Consider the following 17,268-nt stretch of genomic DNA (forward strand, 5'->3'; position numbering starts at 1 on the left):
TTCCCGCCCCGTTCAGTTTTCAGTTCGCCCCGGCCTTCGCGGCGCCATTGGCCGCCACATTGGCTGCGCTGCCACCCGCTGCACCCTCCCCCTTGTAGCCATCCGTCAGCGTCTTCAAAAACGCCACCACGTCCTTGATCTCGGCCTCGTCGAGCGACGGCTTGTCGCCCGGCTTGCGATCGAACGGCGGATCGGTATTCAGATTGACCCAGTAGCGCGGCGGCAAATCGTCGAACTTCTGCACTTTGCCTTTGGAAACCGGATAAAACTTCTCCGGATTCGTATCGCGCTCGGCATAGAAACGCACCACCTGATCGAGCGAATGATAGATGCCGTTGTGGAAGAAGCTCTTCTTCAACGCGACGTTGCGCAACGTCGGCGTACGGAAGATGCCGCAAAACTCCGCGCGTCCGCCGAGATCCGTGCGCTCCGGACCGCAGGCGCCGAGATCGTAAAAGTGCGGGTCGTGATTCACCGCCAGCGCGCGGTTGCGCGGCACGCCGATCGCGATCAGGCCGAAGTCGCTGAACTGCGGCGGCGCGCCGTCCTTGGTGCGCTGGCTGATGTGGCAACTCGCGCAATTGCCTTTCTGTTCGTCGGTGAAGACTTGCAGGCCGTGCAATTCGGCTTTCGTCAGTTGCGCCTTGCCCGCGAGATAGGCGTCGTACTTGCTGGTGTACGGATAGAACAACTCGGGCGTCTGCTCGAAGGTTTCGAGCGCTTGCAGCACGGCGTTGAAAGTGGCGTCGTCGTTGTCGAAAATGTGTTCGCCGAAGGCCTCGCGAAACGCCTCGGCATAAGGCGCGGCCTTAACCGCGGCGCTCACCTTGGCCGGCGTGCTACCCATTTCGAACGACGACAACAGCGGAATCCGCGCCTGGTCGCGGCCACGATCGACCCGGCCGTCCCAGGTCAGGCCGCCGGTCGGGCCGGCGTCGACGCTTTCGTCGCCTTCGTCGTCGGACTCGTGATAGTGCTCGGCGAACGCCGGCACCGATTGCAGATACTTCAGCGTCGGCGCGGCGCGCATGCCCGTGCGATGCATGTCGTTGCCGCCCAGTTGCACCGCCAGCGCATTGGCCGGCGAGAACGCATGGTCGGGACTATGGCACGACGCGCAAGCGAGCTTGCCGGAGCCGGAGAGCGACGCGTCGAAAAACAGTTGCTTGCCGAGCGCCGTCATCTGCTGGACGGCTTTGTAAACTTCCGCGCGGGTCTGGCCGGCATCGTGAGCGGCATTCTGGGCCGCGACCGGGACCGCGGACGCCGCGCCGGGCACCGCCGCCGCGCTGGCTTCCACCCTGGCTGCGGTAGTCGCCGCAGGCGTGCCTGCGTCGCACGCGGCGAGGCTCAACGTGACGCCGACGAGCGCAAGCGTGATCGCCAGCGCCCCGCCGATTCCCTTGCTCCCGGCCGACTCCGCGTGTCGCCACGCCCCGAGCCGAACCGCCGTTTTCCGAATCCCCGCAAGACCAGGCCGCATATGAATGATGTGAGTTGCCGATAGTGAAGTCCGCGAGCGTATTTCATTCACATGTCGCTTAAATGACATAAAGCCGACGAAAATACAGACAACCAAGCAATTCGTAATTAATTACATCTTTCTGTCAAATTCCCTGGCCAAACTTTCGCCGGCGGTCATCCGTGTAAGGAAATACAGGAGGCCCGCGTCCCCAACGCGTGAGAGAGAAACCACATCAAATGAACAAAAAACTGATCTGCGCGACGCCTATCGCGATCGCAGCAGCGTTAAGCCTTTATGCGTGCGGCGGCAGCGACATCGCTCCGCAACCGGACATCACGTCGATCAAGACGGTCGTGGTGATCTACGCGGAAAACCGCAGCTTCGACAACCTGTACGGCAACTTCCCCGGCGCGAACGGTCTGCAGAACGTGTCGGCGGCGAACTCCACGCAGTTGGACCGCAACGGCACCGTGCTGGCGACGCTGCCGCCGGTGTGGAACGGCCTGACGCAAACCGGCGTGACGCCGGTGATCACGCAGGCCATGACCGCGAATCTGCCGAACACGCCGTTCGCGATCGACGACCCGAAGGGTTTCAACACGCCGATCACCGCGACGACGCGCGATCTGTACCACCGGTTCTACGAGAACCAGATGCAGATCAACGGCGGCAAGAACGACAAGTTCGCCGCATGGGCGGATTCGGGCGGCCTCGTGATGGGCCACTACACGCTCGACGCCGACAAGCTGCCGCTGTGGAAAGTCGCCCAGCAATACACGCTGGCCGACAACTTCTTCATGGGCGCATTCGGCGGTTCGTTCCTGAACCACCAGTGGTTGATCTGCTCGTGCACGCCGACCTATCCGAACGCGGATAAGAGCCCGGCGGCGGCGTCGATCTCGTCGGTGGAAAGCGACGGCGTGACGCTGAAAGTGGCGACGAATTCGCCGGCTTCGGCGATCACCGGCGCGCCCAAGTACGTGCTGTCGGGCAACCTGACGCCCGACTTCTACGCGATCAACACGATGCAGCCGCCGTTTCAGCCGAGCGGCAACAAGGCGGCGACGGGCGGCGACGCAACGCTCGCCGATCCGACCCAGGCGACCACGCTGCCGGCGCAGACGCAGCAGCACATCGGCGATCTGTTGAGCAAGGCGAATGTGTCGTGGGCGTGGTACGGCGGCGCGTGGGGCGCGGCGGTGTCGGCGGCGCAAACCGGCACGGCGAACGTGATCTACGGCGCGAATCTGACGGCGCCGAACTTCCAGCCGCATCATCAGCCGTTCAACTACTTCGCCGATCTGGCGCCGGGCACCACGAACCGCGCGCAGCACTTGCTTGACGGCGGCATGGCCGGCTCGGAGTTCATCAAGGCGATCGACGCCGGCACGTTGCCGCAAGTGTCGTTCTACAAGCCGCAGGGCAACCTGAACGAACACGCGGGTTACACCGACGTCGCGTCGGGCGACCAGCACATTGCCGACCTGATCTCGCATCTGCAGAAGAGCCCGCAGTGGAACAACATGCTGGTAGTCGTGACGTACGACGAAAACGGCGGCTTCTGGGATCACGTCGCGCCGCCGAAGGCCGACCGTTGGGGTCCGGGCACGCGGATTCCGGCGCTGATCGTTTCGCCGTACGCGAAGAAGGGTTTCGTCGATCACACGCAGTACGACACCACCTCGATCCTGCGCTTCATCACGCACCGTTTCTCGCTGCCGACGCTGCCGGGTATCGCGGCGCGTGACGCCGCGCTGGTCAGCAACGGCAGCAAGCCGATGGGCGATCTGACGGCGGCGTTGAACATCAAACAGTAAGCACGACGCGTTAAGCAACGGTCCCGCGGTGATGCGTGACCTTTTCATGGGCAGCTTCGGCTGCCCATTTTTTTGGGGCTTCGCGAGCCGCGTGCCGGTGATCCGGATTGTCCGTGCGACGGGTTTTCACGAGCGGCGTATGCTTCGTGCGAAGGCGCGATCTTTGCCGTTTTTTTGTGGCGCGGCGCTTGTCCAAACTGTTTCAACTTGTCTCGACCTGCCTCGATCTGTTCTTCAACCCGCGACAGGCTCGATCACTTATCCAGGAGTTCGACAGCATGACTGAAAGAACCATTAAGGTCCCCGGACCGGATCATCCGATCACGATCGAGCCGGCCAACGCGCATGTTGTGGTGACCGTGGCCGGCCAGCAGATTGCCAGTTCGGACAACGCGCTGGTGCTGCGTGAAGCCGCATATCCGCCGGCGTATTACATTCCGCGCACGGACGTCGAGATGGCGCTACTGGAACGCACCGAGCACGCGACGTATTGCCCGTATAAAGGCGAATGCGCGTACTACAGCATTCCGCTGGGCGGCGAGCGGACGGTGAATTCGGTGTGGACTTACGAAGCGCCGTATGCGGCGGTGAAAGAGATCGCACAGCATCTGGCGTTTTATCCGGATCGGGTGGATTCGATCGAGGTGCAGGCCAAAGCGTAGTGACGGCGAGCGTAGCGAAGCAGGTCAACACGGCTTCGCTACGCGGCCATATCTTTCGACGCCGGGACCATCAAGATCGTCGAACCACGTCATTCTTACAATGGGGCGCTGGCGCAGAGCGCGCCGTTACGCTCCACCGAAATTAGTCACTGTTGAACGCAGCATCGCGCCGCACGTGGTCTTGTGTCCGTCAAATGCTACCGCACGCCCCTCGATGACGAAGTTCGGATCACCCTCGGCAATCGTACAGTCGTCGTGGCCGTCCTTCGGGCATGTACAAGTATCCCCGACTCGGGCGACCGGCAACCCGTCCACCATAAACCTGCTGGCCCCCGAGGTAACTTCTCCACCGTGACTTGTTGGGTCACCGACCCGGACGACGTTCTTCATAGGTGGATTCTTTTGACATTTGTTATCACTAGCCGCCCAACACAACAAGACGATTTAAGATTCTGGCTCTAGCGTCAGCTACCAGTCGGCGTGTCCGGGCCGGCAGGCTTTATACCAAGGTGCCCATCGCCAGCCGCCTGCTCATACCCCACTAGTTGCCACGTCGTGTTCACTGCGTATTTGGGCCTCGCGCCACGGAGCCGGTCAACAAAGGACGGAGAAGCCAGGATACGGGCAACAGGCAAAACGGATCCCGCAGTAAAAAACTGTCGACTACCGCCGTCCAACTGATGACTGGCAGCCTCCGGACATGTCCACCATCCGGACTGTGGACAGATGGAACCTGTCTGTGCCAAAGCGCCGAGAGGCGATGCAAAATTTGGCTCAGCTTCGCTTACAGCACCTCGGGAAGTCGGGCGGAGCCGCAAGGAATTGACCACCTCGTCGAACAATGCGAGAGCCTCCACTTCAGAAAGCTTCGGATTGACTGGCTCACCCTTGTCCGAGACCGCCCCGCTTTCAAGTTCTACGATCAGAGTAGGTTTAAGCGGTGTATCAAGGTCGCCTTGCGCTTCCCAGCGAAACCGGTACAGGCGATAACCCGTGTCAGTTGGGAGGGATGACACCAGCTCCTCGCCATGACGCCCATTTACATCGCGCCTTCCCTTCCGCAAAGTTTTGACCTGGGCAACGAGATTCTTGAGATTGTCCGGGATCGGCGCATCGTCTACTCGTTGAAGCAGGGTAGGTTCACCCGCCTTCGCCACAGTCGTCGTGCTTACTGACACGAGGATGCCGGGCCATTTGGCGAACTTGAAGCTGATGCCAGCATCTTCGTATTGATCGGTTTTGCCGTCGCCCGGAATGAAACCGTCCTTGATGCAGAAACCTGCTTCATTCGGGATAGTGTTACCGGAGCGGCTTTGCAACCGACCGAGTATCTGCTCCTTGACACGTGACAAAACCGAATCAAAAACATTTGGCTGAAACGGGTCAGCGTGCAGATTGAAAAGTACCCCGCCTTCGCCCAGTTTGGTGGCATCGAACCCATAGACAGTCTTGCCAAAGAGGTCTAGTGAACCCGCAATTATTTGGGCTGTCGGCCCGACAGAAATGCTCTTCGCGATCTTATAGTGAGATTGGTCGAGCGTTTTCGGTAGATCTGCTTCGCGTTGCTTTACGAGTTGGTGGAAGCCAGCCTGGTCCAGTTGGATCTTTTGCGAATCGATTCGTCCGAAAATGTATTCGTTGGACTCCCCATTGACCTGTGCCTCCGGTGGCATATCAACGATGAAACGTCCCACGCAATAGGTTTGTGTTTTGGATTCGCTCATACTTGTAGGCACCTTCGCGTGAGAGGCCAGCATATAGAGGCTCATGAGAACCGCCGCCACAACGCTCCGTCCGTGCATCATTTTCCCTTTGATTGTGGCAACTGCTGGACCGCAATTGCCTCCTGCGCAATTTTCGCAACACAGTACAACGTGAGATCGCGCACGTTATCGTCGTTATAGCTATTCTGGTGATCAAAGCCTGTCATGCGACAGCTTAATATTGAGCCATCGTTGATTTTCGCTCCGGATACCAAAGGTACCGTGCCATCACCGGTGTTCGACTCGCCGCTTTTCTTCGGCTCTCCCCTTCCCCCAACATTGAACGTGACAGCCTTCCCATTTGGCATCGTGACGACCGTCTGCCCAACGTCGTTGTGAGAAGTGGGTTGTGCCGTAACTAACGCCGGTGTCCACGATTCTTCGACCTGATCCTTTGTTACCCAACGTATCTGCGAATAAGCGGCATGAGACGTGTCTCCACCGTAGTACGCGTACGTTACCCGATGACACTCAAGTTTAACGGCGTCGTGAAAGTCACTCGCAGTCAGCAGGTTCTTCTGATAAGCATCGAACGCAGTCACATCCTTCTTGGCAACGATCCCGGCCGGGTCAAGCAAACTTTCATCTATCATCCCCCACCAGACATTCTTAACCTGTTTACTATAAATTTCCGAGTACGGATCGGCTGCGGGTAATTGCTTGATGACCGCACTTTTACCACCGCTCGGCACTTCAACCTCAAGCCACCCGGAAGGATAGTATTTGGTCGGCAAGAGTTCCATTGGGCCTGGCGAGTTACCCAACACGCAGGTCACATCCGCCGGTGTGTATCCGATGATGCTCGACAGGATGGCTGCCTCAGGGTTGTAACTATCTCTTTCCGTGCCGGCGCGGAACCGCCGATAGACCACAGGCGCGCCGACGACGGGCTGCACGCCATGAAGCACCCCCATAATCAGTCCTGGCACCTTCTGTGCCGCACGACGGGCCACCAATCCGCCCATCGAATGCGTGATCACAATGACTCGCCCCTCAGGGATCAAAGTCTTGCTCTTTTTGTAGTAATCCAGCACTTCGTTGATTCGCGCCACCAGCGCATCCGACGATTTTTCGTTACTTTGCAGCCAATTGTAGCCGCAGGCCCAGACTGGAAAGTAATAGTCACCCGCCTTCTTGACTTCCGCGTCAGTGAGGCCCGCAATAGATCCTCGCATCGGGTTCCAGATCTTTTTTATATCCACAGTTTCGTTACCAAATGAGTGCGACTCGGTCTTCTGGAGCGTTTTCGCGGTTTCCCACGAAGGAAGCAACTTACTTCCTGGCTTGCCGGCAAATTCGTACTGATCATTCAGATTCAGTTCCAGCCATGCAAGAAAGGCGTTGTAGCTGTCCGAATGCACTTCGCCCCAATGACGGCGCTGTGCCTCTTCCTTGGTCAACGTGTACAACCCCTTTGGAATGGTAACAAGACCAGTCTCATCCACTCTGGTCGTCTCCGGCGACATTTGCTTCTGCCGCTCCTTCGGTGTCTGCGACCTTCTGGACCACCACTCTCCCAAACCAGCAGCGCTTCCATTTGGTGGCCTCCACGCAGGCTCGCCGTCTTTCGAAAGTTTCCCGTTCGAACAGATGTTGGTACCCATGATCCCGGGAACAAAAATGACTGGGATCACGTGCTTCGGTGGCAATACGCCCAGTGCCTTGATAAGAAAGGTTTCAGGGCTGGTAACGCTCGCAAAAAAAGGATCGTTGTTCCCGTCGAACATGAGAGGCACACGGCGCGTGGCCATAACTGATACGGGCGCAGCAGTGTTGTCGGTATCGCTGGACATGTTGTATGCGTGTGTAATTTCTTTATGGGAGCGGATGAATCGTCAAAGGGCGGATCTGGCTGTCCTGGACGATCGACCCGTGCGTGCCATCAGCGCCGAGGCGGCCAGAGTCGCGAACCGCGCCAGTTTCGTCGACGACTCTGTGCTCAAGGTTTTGAAGACCTTCGCCGGCTCGGTTTGCAATCGCAAACTGCTCGTTCGTTTTCATCGTAGACACCGGCATGTGCGGAAGATCAGGGCTTCCACCACCGCCACCGGTGAAACTGAAGCTCGACGTCTCGATCTTATGTTCGCCGCTAGACGATGCCAGCACCTTGCCGTCTCCTAACGAGTACGTTACGCCGTTGGCCTTGAGCACGATGTTAGGGGCTTCGATCAGCAAGTCCTTGAGCGAATAAAGGTGCAGACGGTCGGATGCACCTATCTCAGCGGTGCCTTGTTGTGCCTGCACGACAACGTCGCCACTACCTGCAATGAGCTTCATTCCTGCTTTTGCGAACGCTGATAGTCCCTGCGCGGCGCGCAGCAGAATCTTGCGTCCAGCACTTACATTGACGTCTTGTATCGCGGTGACATCCACGTGAGTGCCGGCTGAGGCCACAATGTTAAGCGGACTAGCCAGTGCGACGCCGTCAGGTGCAGATACTCCGATGAGCGGTGCACCGCCGGGCTTTTCACTGTCCCACTGTTTCAACTTGTCGAGCAATTTGCCCTGCGGGGCCGTGTCGGTTCCATCGGCTTGATGACTCGACGAGAGGTCTGCCAGTTGCTTTGCGATAGCGAGTGCGGCCTCCAACTGCCCCACAAGCTCCTGCCGGTCCAGCACCTGCCCTTTCGCTCCAGCGCGATTGTCTGTCGAGATAAGCAGCCCCTGCGCTGCGCGGATTGCGCCCGCCATGTCCGTGCGCAGCTCAAAACCTTCGCCACGCTTGTCCGATTTCCCGCCGTCGCGCGGATGGCCAATCCAACCTTCGTTGAGCTGCGTTTTGCCGTGTTCGGATGATAGTTTCGTCTTCGTCTGGCCCGTCGTGTCATCGAATAACAACTCGCCATAGCCGGACCCGCTCACCTCCTTCGAACGAATTCCGTACAGCGCGGCGTTGCCCGGCAAACTGCCTGCACCGGAAAATTGCGTCGGCGTGCGGTTCGCGCCATGCAGATTCGCAATGACCACTGGTTTGTCAGGGTCATTCTGCAGGAATGTGACGAGCACTTCGCTGCCGACTCGCGGGGTAAGCGCAGTGCCAGCACCCTGGTCGGCCCACGGCAACGCAAGACGCACGCGCGCCGAGTCTCGAGGCGTGCCGCTAGCACCAGCGCGCGGATGCTCTTCGCTACGCGCGAACAGAAATTGCACGGCAATACGGCCCAGCTTGTCGACGTCGATCTCAAGGCCGGGCGCGCCGACCACGATCGCGCTCATCGGACCTACCGCCGGCACACATGCCGGGTCCCAAGCTGGCACAACCGGTATGTCGGCACGGATGCATTCGAAGCGATTTAGATATGCCGGGCTTTCGTCGCCGAGCGCGATGTCACCTCCTGCCGGCGACACAGTAAGCAAGTGATTCCGCACACTGGTTTCGACACGCGTCAGCACAAAACGTCGCTGCTCAAGTGGGTGCAGATCTATTTCGGCTTGCCCAGCTAGCGAGAAAACCGTCCCAACTCCGCCGCTGAAGGCACGAACGACACTCTCGCCGGCGAAGTGCTTGGCTAGCTGTTCCCGTGCTTGCTGGCGGCGAAGATTGATTTGTCGGTAATGGTCGGAATCGTCGGCGATATGCGGTGCGTCATAAAGATACTCGGTAAGCGTTGAACTGAGCGCTTTGCCATGTTTGCCCTGATCCTGGACATTGGTTTCGCTCACCTCATCGGCGCGCCCCGTCCGGAAATCAAATGCGGCCGCAATCGCAGCACCCGGTGCGAGCGCACGGAAAGCCTGCCAGACGTTGATCGTGTCGTCCTTCTCAGTTGCGTCGGCGCGATGAAACCGGACGGTGCCGGATGGGTTGTCCTGCCACGCAGTTGGACTGTCGACCAGATGCAGTTTATGCACGGGCCAGCCGTCATTGACAGCGTGCGAGAAATACCAGCAGATGCCTTCACGACGCCAAAGTCGGGAGAGGAAGGCAAGGTCGCTCTCCCCTGATTGCATCGTGAATTCGCGCGTCGGATAGGTCGATTTCAACCCGCCGATATCGAAGGTGAACGCACTCGCAAGCACACTGTTCCGGCCTAGGTGCTCTTCGAAGATCTCTTGAGTGATATCGATTACGGATGAGTTACGGAAAACACGCCACGTCGTGCGATGACGCAAGATCGACAGGCCATCCTCACACGTATATTCGTTCAGTACGAACCCGCCATCAGACGCAAGTTGACGCGCGCCGGTCACGATCGCGCAGATAACGCGCTCGCTTCCGGTAAAGTCACCGATCCTGAACGCAACGGGAACACCGATGAGCGTTTTCAGCGGTAAGCGCGTGTCGGTCGAAAGGCAACTGAGCGTGTAGTCGAGGGGCGCGCAAATACCCTCGTTACCGGTGAGCTGATGCGGCAGCATGGCATTTGTCGGCAGACCTGCGTCGGGCGAGAAGCTTACCTGCAATTGCCGCTGGGACTGAGTGAAAGACGAGACCAGTTGATCGAAATTCCTGAATGCGCCTGACAGCGCTTCCAGTGGGTTGCCGAACGGGACTAATGCTAACGGGGATGCGGCCATGGTCTCACCTACGCACTGACAAAAAGTGGGGCGCATAAACCATCATCAACCCCGAAAATTGTAAAAATTTATCAACTTATTTTCAGATCACCAACCGTACAATTATCTATTAGCGAACAGAAGATGCGCAAGCACGCTATCCTCTCCGACAGGGAGGAAATTATTAACTTATTCTTAAATACAAACAAATCTATGCGTATTGACTATCTTGTTCAACAACGCCATTTCAACGTAAGTTCCCTGGTGCCTTGAATAGAATTTGAGCCTGTGCAAGCAAGCAGACATTACGAGTGTGACACCGTTGCTCGAAAACAGCGAACGAAGCACTGGGTGCCTAGCGCCGGCCTGCGCGATCTACTCGGAATCAAGTGCGTTCACATCCTATTCCAGTCCATGGAGGCAGCGGAGTTGCTGTTAGGCATTGTTATCAACGTATTTTGTCGGGATACATCTCTGGCCTTCTGAGCCTACGTCGCTCGAAGTCCGTCGACCGCAAGATAGCCTACCGATTTGTGAGCATAAACACAGAATCGGCCACACTTAACCTCTTCAAGCTTGACCGTGTTTTAAGCAAAGCTTGTATGCGAGGTCAACGCATTTTTTACCGGGCTAGCTGGTCAAAAGCGTCCGGATAGGATCGCCGATTACATGAACGAGTTGGGTCCCACCCGTCACGCTCGGCATGACCGGAACAGTTGCTTAAGTTCTTTCACCACAATAACCACTCGACTCACACGCTTCGCAAGTCTTGGGGACAGACAACGTCAAATCAGCCGATATTAGTAGCAACGTCCCTTATCCTCGTCGTCAAAACCACATGGAGAAATCCAACGCGCTTACGGTTCCGCGTGGCAATCGCCATGGACGAAGCGGAACATTCGCAAAATACTCGACTATGTGAAGAATCAAACTGGCGTCGATGCATCCCAGATAGTCATGATCAACAAAAATATGTGGAGATGAAACTCGCTGTTGTTTAGAGCGCAAACCCGCCCGATGTGGAAGGACTCGTCAGCTTTGCGGGAGGCTTGCAATCGCGACAACGAGGTTCGCTCCAAGGCGAGTTGCATGTTTTTACGCGCTCGTCCCACACGATGGCTACACGGAAAAGGCGCAAGCGCAGACCACGCCGACGAGATCGGCCTACCACATTGAAGGTATTGGTACGGCAGGAGGGACTCGAACCCCCCACCCTCGGCTTAGAAGGCCGATGCTCTATCCAGCTGAGCTACTGCCGTAATGAAGAGAGGCGATGCTACACCAACATGCCGCTGGCATCGCCTGCAATGACAACCCGTTGTCGGGTTCTGGAACCTGCGCTGAACTTCGCCGCAGGGTTCGTGGACAACCGAAATTCTAACTGACGACGCCGGAGACCGGAAATCTCACGCCGCGCATTGCGGCGAGAATCAGCCGGAACAGCGCCTTCACGTCACAAAAACAAACGGGCCCGGCAGCAAACGCAACCGGGCCCGGATTATAACCGATCGGTCCCCACTCGCCAGCACGCGACGGCAGGCACCGCGAACTTCATCAAACCGGTTGCGGATGCATGAGGAACCAGCCGAGGAACAGCGCCCCGGCAATCACGCAATACACACCGAACGAAGCCAGACGTCCGCGGCCTTCGAAATAGCGCATCAGAAAACGCACGCTCAGGTACGCGGCGATCGCGGTCAGCACACCGCCCAGCAGTGCATCCGCCAGTTGATCCGGCGCATGGAACAGCTTCGGCAGTTCGAGCACGCCGGCTGCGAAAATGATCGGCGTGCCGAGCAGGAACGAGAACTCGGCGGACTTCTCAGCGGTCAGTCCCGCGGCGTTGCCGGCGATCATCGTCAGGCCGCTGCGCGAGAAGCCCGGAATCAACGCGCCGATCTGCGCGAGGCCGACAAAAAACGCCTGGCGGAACGTCAGCTTCTCCGGCGCCAGATGCGTGCGCGAACGCTGCAGACGATCGCCGAACCACAGCAGCACACCGTTGACCATCAATGCGATCGCCACGATCCGCAAGTCGTGAAAAATCCGTTCGAGGTGTTTTTCCAGCAGCAGCCCGACCAGACCCGCCGGAATCGTGCCGATGATGAGCGCCCACATCATGTGCGCGTCGTCGTTGCGGCGCCCGCCGAACGACGCGAAGAAGCCGCGCACCAGCGCGCACCAGCGCTTACGGAAATACCACAGCAGCGCGAACGCCGTCCCGAGGTGCAACGCGACGAGGAACGGCAGCAACTGCGGCGCGTGCTTGTCGATATGCATACCGAACAACGCAGGCACGAGCAGCGTATGGCCAAGGCTGCTCACCGGAAACAGTTCGGTGACGCCTTGCAGCACGCTCAGGAAAATCAGAAACGACAGGTTCACGCGGCGGTCCTTGTAAGGAAAAAGTCAGGGACAGCGCGCCGATCATGGAGAAAGCCGGCGCGTCAGAAGCGCACCGATTATGCCTGGCTGCAATGTCAGCGCCAAGCGTTTGCACCGCATTCGGGGAAAGTTTGACGCACCGCGTCACAACTCGAAACCGTTGTTACGCGATGGCAAAAGAAACGGGCAGCGCGCGGCGGCGACCCGGTGATAGTGAGAATTGCGCGGAGCCGGGCCTAGCGCTCGAGCTTGTAGAAGAAATAGACCGTGCTCGCCGCGAACATGCCGAACAGCGCCACACCCATTGCCATTGCGAGATCCATCGTGCCTCCTGAGCTCGTCGCGTCCGGCAGACGAAAGTGACCGGACCGTGCGACGAATTATCGGCAAGGATGGCCCTTGCGCGACACCCGCAATTTCCCGAGAAGGGTTTCCCCGTAGCGCAAAGCAGAGCAAAATCATCCTCTCGAGTGACGCTGCGAGGCGCTTTCCATGCTCATCGCGTACGAGTGCGGCGCAGTTCCCGCCACGTTCAGTCCGCCCTCACCCCCTCAACCCTTTACCGAACCCGCCATCGACCATGCCTCTTTCCCCGCAGCAGGACATTCTCGAGATCGCTCAGGACGCCTCCGTGCTCCGCTTCGCGCCGCAAGCCGGCGGCCGTCTGATGTCGTGGACCGTCGACGGTGAAGCCGTGATTCACTGGCCCGAGCACGCCGACTGGAGCCAGCCGGCGAGAATTCGCGGCGGCAATCCGTTGCTGTTTCCGTTCCTCGGGCGGCATCGGGTGGACGGCAAAATCGGCTATTGGCGCGACGCTGAAGGCACGGTCCGCGAACTGCCGATGCACGGCTTCGCCCGCGACCTGCCGTTCGAAGCGCACGCCGACGTGCACGGCGCCGGCCTGCGCATGGTCCTCGCCGACAGCGCGGCGACCCGCGGCGGCTATCCGTTCGGCTTCCGTTTCGAAGCCGCGTACACGCTCGTGGACGCGCATACGCTGGAGGTCACGTTCACCACCTCCAATACCGGCGATGCCCGCCTGCCCTACTACGCCGGTCATCACTTCTATTTCACGCTGCCGCACACGCAGCGCGGCGAGACGTCGCTGGAACTGCCGCGCACCCAACGCTGCCATCAGCAGGACGATGGCTCGATCAGCGCGTTCGAGCCGGGCGACGCCCGCTACACGCTCGACGAGGCGCGCATTCTCGACCGCTTCCATTGTCTGGACGGCACGCCGGATCAACCGGTGCGGCTCGTCGCGCCGGGCCTGAACCGCGTCGTCACGATCGACCTGCAACGGCCGGGTTCGGTGCCGTGGTACGCCGTGACCACGTGGACCGAAGCCGCGGACTCGGATTTCTACTGCGTCGAGCCGTGGCTCGGACTGCCGGACGCGATTCACAACGGCATGGGTTTGCGCTGGCTGGAGCCCGGTCAGACCGAAGTCGCGACGCTGCGCATCAGCGTCGGCAAGCTGAGCTGATCGGCTCATTCCGTCGCCGCCGCGCGCTGCCCACGGCCATCGCGCCAGCCGTTTTTCGGATGGTGCAGCGCAAAACCGTTAGAATCGGACGCTTTGTATCCACCTGCCGCGTGATCGGGATCGGCGCGCGGCAGCGCTTTGCGAGGTCCAATGCTGGGAACAACAAGAATGATGAAACGACTCGCCTGCGCGTCGTTGCTGGCGCTAGTCGCCGCATGCGGGTCGGCGCCGGTGGCGCCGGGCTTTTACCGGGTCGAACGGGGCGATACGCTGTCGAAGATAGCGCGCGGTAACCGGCAATCGGTGCAAAGCATCGTCCGCTGGAACAACCTGAACAACCCGGACAGTATCGAAGTCGGCCAGGTGCTGCGCGTCGTGCCGCCCGGCGCCACGTCGACGAGCGGCGCCATCCGCAGCAGCGGCGGCGGCAGTGCTTCGGCCACGCCGCGCGCCGCGCCGGCGCCGGCCGCGGCGGATAGCGCACCGTCCGCAGCGCCGGCCTCGAGCATCTCGCTGGTCTGGCCGGCCGACGGCACGGTGATCCGGCGCTTCGACGGCAACAACTCGAAGGGCATCGACATTTCAGCGGCGGCGGGCACGCCGGTGATCGCCGCAGCGGCCGGCACCGTGGTGTATGCCGGTAACGGCTTGCGCGGTTACGGCAACCTGTTGATCATCAAGCACAACGCCGAGTACCTGACCGCCTACGCGCACAATCGGGCACTGATGGTGAAGGAAGGCCAATCGGTCACGCGCGGCGAGAAGATCGCCGAGATGGGCGACACCGATACCGACCGCGTGATGCTGCACTTCGAACTGCGCTATCAGGGCCGCTCGATCGACCCGTCGCGTTCGTTGCCGCCCCGATAGACGCGCGATCAGGCACGCTATCTGCAACCGGGGGTCAGGGAACCCGGCGCGCTTTAAAACGCCCAATCCGACACACGACGTGGCTTCGCGCCACGTCCTCCTCCGTTATCTGTAAGGAATTTGCCATGAAGAGCGCATTGGCGTCCGGCGCAACGGCCGCGGCGATCGGTCTCGGCCTGTTGAGCCTCGGCAGCCTCAGCGGCTGCTCAAGCACCACCACCATGACCTATCTGCCGAGCGGCGACACCGGCTTCGCGATCAACTGCAGCGGCAGCGACGCAAGCTCCAGCTGGGCCGAGTGCTACAAGCGCGCGGGTGAAGTCTGCGGCAACTACGGCTACGACGTCGTCTCGAAAGACGTCGACAACGGCGCGACCTCCGGCGGCACGATCGGTGGAATTTTCGGCGCCAACGTGAAAAACCGTTCGATGGTGGTTCGCTGCAAGCAGTAAGCGATTCGAATGGTGGCGCGCGTGAAGCCGCTATGAAGCCGCTATGAAGTCACTATGACCCACGTGAATCCCGTTGAAAAAAAGCCCGGCACAAGGCCGGGCTAACGGGGGTTCGGCGCATATCGGCAAAGGACCGGTTCACCATGCGCCAGAACGAAATCTAACAACCCGTCTTTACTAGCGCAATCTATTAATTTCGTCGTCAATGTGACACGACGCACGGATTCCGCATTACGTGAACCCTAAATGTCTGAAACAAACAGGATCATTTTGCCTTCAATCGCGGCGAGAAATGTTCTGGATATTGCGCGTCTAAATCCGCGAACCGCCCGCCCGGCGCTGCCTGACCGTCACTCGCCGGAATCGCGCTGAAAAGCCTGAAGAAAGGCGGCTGTCCGATTCCGGCTAGCGCACCGGGCCCAATCCCGCCATACCGCGCGCCGCATGGCTTTAGTGCGCCACCGCACCTTGCCGACGTATTAACCGATACTCAACCCATTCGAATAAAGAGAATTTCAATTCATCACAGGAAAATTCGCGAATAGCGAAAATATTAAATACCCTTAAATCCCCCGACGAATTGCAAGTTGAAAATCCGCTGACATTATCGATTGATTCAACCCAATGATATGCAGAGACACGCGATCCTTCAAGCTGGCCGAACGGCTAATTCGACCCGCCTGAAAGCACGCTCACAACACCCGCAAACCCAGCTCCGTGATCAGCACCGCGGCCTGGCTATGCGAAATCGTCGCGCCTTTGAACAGCGCCGCGTCGACCAGACGCACGCCGCTCAGGTCCGCGTCGCGCAGATCGGCGCCGTCAAAGCGCGCACCCTTCAGATTCGCGTCCCGCAGACTGCCGCCGTCGAAAATCGCCTCGCGGAAATCCACACCGGCGAGATCGGCGTCGGAGAAATCCAGTTGCTGCAGCGTGGCTTTGCGGAACGACAGGCCGCGCAGGTGCGCGCCGACCAGCAAGGTTTCGGCGAAGCTCAAGCCCAGCGACGCGCACGCCTCGAAATTGGCGCCGGTCAGCTTGCAGCCGCGAAACGAAGCCGACGCGAGCTTCGCGCGCCGCCAACTGGTGTTGTTCAGATCGCTGGACTGGAACGCGGCGTCGACCAGATCGGTGGATCCGAAATCGGCCTGACGGCCGCGGCAACGGACCCAGCGGGTATGCGACAGCGCCGCGCCGAAGAACGACGTCTCGACGATCGTGCAGCGCTCGAATTCGGCGCCACGCAGATCGAGCCGCGACAGATCGGCGCCTTCGAAATCGCAATCGGTGAAGCGCAGCGGCGCCCTGTTTCCGGCGGCGCTAGCGGCGTGATTGGCCGCGATCAGTTGTTCCACTTCGGCACGCGTCAGCGTGGCGTCGCTCACCGCCTGCGTTTGCGCGCCCGTTGCCGGCGCCGTTGAGTCCAATGACATGAAGGTTCAGAATCAGTTTCGAGAAACCCAAAGCGTACCGGAACGCGTGCCGCCCTGGCGGCTTACGCCGATGGTTTATAGTGACGGCCCCGTCAAACCCCGCCTTACGATGACTTCCAACGACGCCACCCACAGCCCGCTCTACGCCACGCTGCTCGCCGAAACCGCCAAAATCGGCTGGTCCGAACTCGAACGCTTTTTTGCGCGCGGCATCCTGCTGCGCGTCGCACGTGACCTCGATCTGGTGAGCGTCGCCGAAGCGATTGCGAGCGACGACACCACGCAGGTCACGCAATGGTTGTCCGCTGGGCTCGTCGAGCGTGTGCAGGCGGAAACCGCCGCCGATTTCGCCGCGCGCGACCCCAATCTGTGGGCGGTGGTCGTCTCGCCATGGGTGTGCGTGCAGGAACGCAGTTGAGCGACGGCGCGAAGCAA

Annotated in this window: 13 protein-coding genes and 1 tRNA gene; 6 read left to right on the forward strand and 8 right to left on the reverse strand. The window is 59.7% G+C overall.

The features are described from left to right. Positions 1-19: 19 nt before the first annotated feature. Positions 20-1,483, reverse strand: coding sequence for a cytochrome c peroxidase (locus tag HWY05_RS11875; RefSeq protein WP_176058490.1), 1,464 nt, complete (start codon positions 1,481-1,483; stop codon positions 20-22). A 218-nt stretch (positions 1,484-1,701) separates the two neighbouring features. Between HWY05_RS11875 and HWY05_RS11880 the strand changes: the two genes are divergently transcribed. Further along, positions 1,702-3,282 (forward strand): acid phosphatase, encoded by a 1,581-nt coding sequence (locus HWY05_RS11880; RefSeq protein WP_176058491.1) that lies wholly within the window; start codon positions 1,702-1,704, stop codon positions 3,280-3,282. Between the two features lie 278 nt (positions 3,283-3,560). After that, positions 3,561-3,944, forward strand: coding sequence for a DUF427 domain-containing protein (locus tag HWY05_RS11885; RefSeq protein ID WP_176058492.1), 384 nt, complete (start codon positions 3,561-3,563; stop codon positions 3,942-3,944). Positions 3,945-4,070: 126 nt separating this feature from the next. On the opposite strand, the gene HWY05_RS11890 is transcribed toward HWY05_RS11885, so the two are convergent. The 6 genes from HWY05_RS11890 to HWY05_RS11915 all read right to left on the reverse strand — a co-directional run bounded on the left by HWY05_RS11890 (position 4,071) and on the right by HWY05_RS11915 (position 12,589). After that, on the reverse strand, positions 4,071-4,334 hold the full coding sequence (locus tag HWY05_RS11890; RefSeq protein ID WP_176058493.1) for a PAAR domain-containing protein: 264 nt from the start codon (positions 4,332-4,334) through the stop codon (positions 4,071-4,073). 74 nt (positions 4,335-4,408) lie between these two features. Beyond that, positions 4,409-5,668 carry a T6SS immunity protein Tli4 family protein gene (locus HWY05_RS11895; RefSeq protein WP_176058494.1) on the reverse strand — a complete coding sequence of 420 codons (1,260 nt, stop codon included), beginning with the start codon at positions 5,666-5,668 and terminating at the stop codon, positions 4,409-4,411. Positions 5,669-5,745: 77 nt separating this feature from the next. Further along, entirely contained in the window at positions 5,746-7,500 is a 1,755-nt protein-coding gene (locus HWY05_RS11900) for a hypothetical protein (RefSeq protein WP_176058495.1), read from the reverse strand. 22 nt (positions 7,501-7,522) lie between these two features. Then, on the reverse strand, positions 7,523-10,225 hold the full coding sequence (locus HWY05_RS11905) for a type VI secretion system Vgr family protein (RefSeq protein ID WP_176058496.1): 2,703 nt from the start codon (positions 10,223-10,225) through the stop codon (positions 7,523-7,525). 1,161 nt (positions 10,226-11,386) lie between these two features. Further along, a tRNA-Arg gene (locus HWY05_RS11910) sits at positions 11,387-11,463 on the reverse strand. A 295-nt stretch (positions 11,464-11,758) separates the two neighbouring features. Next, positions 11,759-12,589: an undecaprenyl-diphosphate phosphatase gene (locus HWY05_RS11915; RefSeq protein ID WP_035547173.1), complete on the reverse strand. Its 831-nt coding sequence runs from the start codon at positions 12,587-12,589 to the stop codon at positions 11,759-11,761. 580 nt (positions 12,590-13,169) lie between these two features. Here HWY05_RS11915 and HWY05_RS11920 point away from each other — a divergent pair. The 3 genes from HWY05_RS11920 to HWY05_RS11930 all read left to right on the forward strand — a co-directional run bounded on the left by HWY05_RS11920 (position 13,170) and on the right by HWY05_RS11930 (position 15,400). Continuing rightward, positions 13,170-14,078 (forward strand): aldose epimerase, encoded by a 909-nt coding sequence (locus HWY05_RS11920; protein WP_176058497.1) that lies wholly within the window; start codon positions 13,170-13,172, stop codon positions 14,076-14,078. Positions 14,079-14,228: 150 nt separating this feature from the next. Further along, positions 14,229-14,948: a peptidoglycan DD-metalloendopeptidase family protein gene (locus tag HWY05_RS11925; RefSeq protein WP_176058498.1), complete on the forward strand. Its 720-nt coding sequence runs from the start codon at positions 14,229-14,231 to the stop codon at positions 14,946-14,948. 125 nt (positions 14,949-15,073) lie between these two features. After that, positions 15,074-15,400: a hypothetical protein gene (locus HWY05_RS11930; RefSeq protein WP_035547182.1), complete on the forward strand. Its 327-nt coding sequence runs from the start codon at positions 15,074-15,076 to the stop codon at positions 15,398-15,400. A 692-nt stretch (positions 15,401-16,092) separates the two neighbouring features. On the opposite strand, the gene HWY05_RS11935 is transcribed toward HWY05_RS11930, so the two are convergent. Continuing rightward, positions 16,093-16,833 carry a pentapeptide repeat-containing protein gene (locus tag HWY05_RS11935; protein WP_176058499.1) on the reverse strand — a complete coding sequence of 247 codons (741 nt, stop codon included), beginning with the start codon at positions 16,831-16,833 and terminating at the stop codon, positions 16,093-16,095. 109 nt (positions 16,834-16,942) lie between these two features. Between HWY05_RS11935 and HWY05_RS11940 the strand changes: the two genes are divergently transcribed. Then, entirely contained in the window at positions 16,943-17,251 is a 309-nt protein-coding gene (locus HWY05_RS11940; RefSeq protein ID WP_035549300.1) for a DUF2288 domain-containing protein, read from the forward strand. The last annotated feature ends 17 nt before the right edge of the window (positions 17,252-17,268 follow it).

It is taken from the genome of Paraburkholderia sp. BCC1876 (assembly GCF_902833695.1).
Taxonomy (GTDB): Bacteria; Pseudomonadota; Gammaproteobacteria; order Burkholderiales; family Burkholderiaceae; genus Paraburkholderia.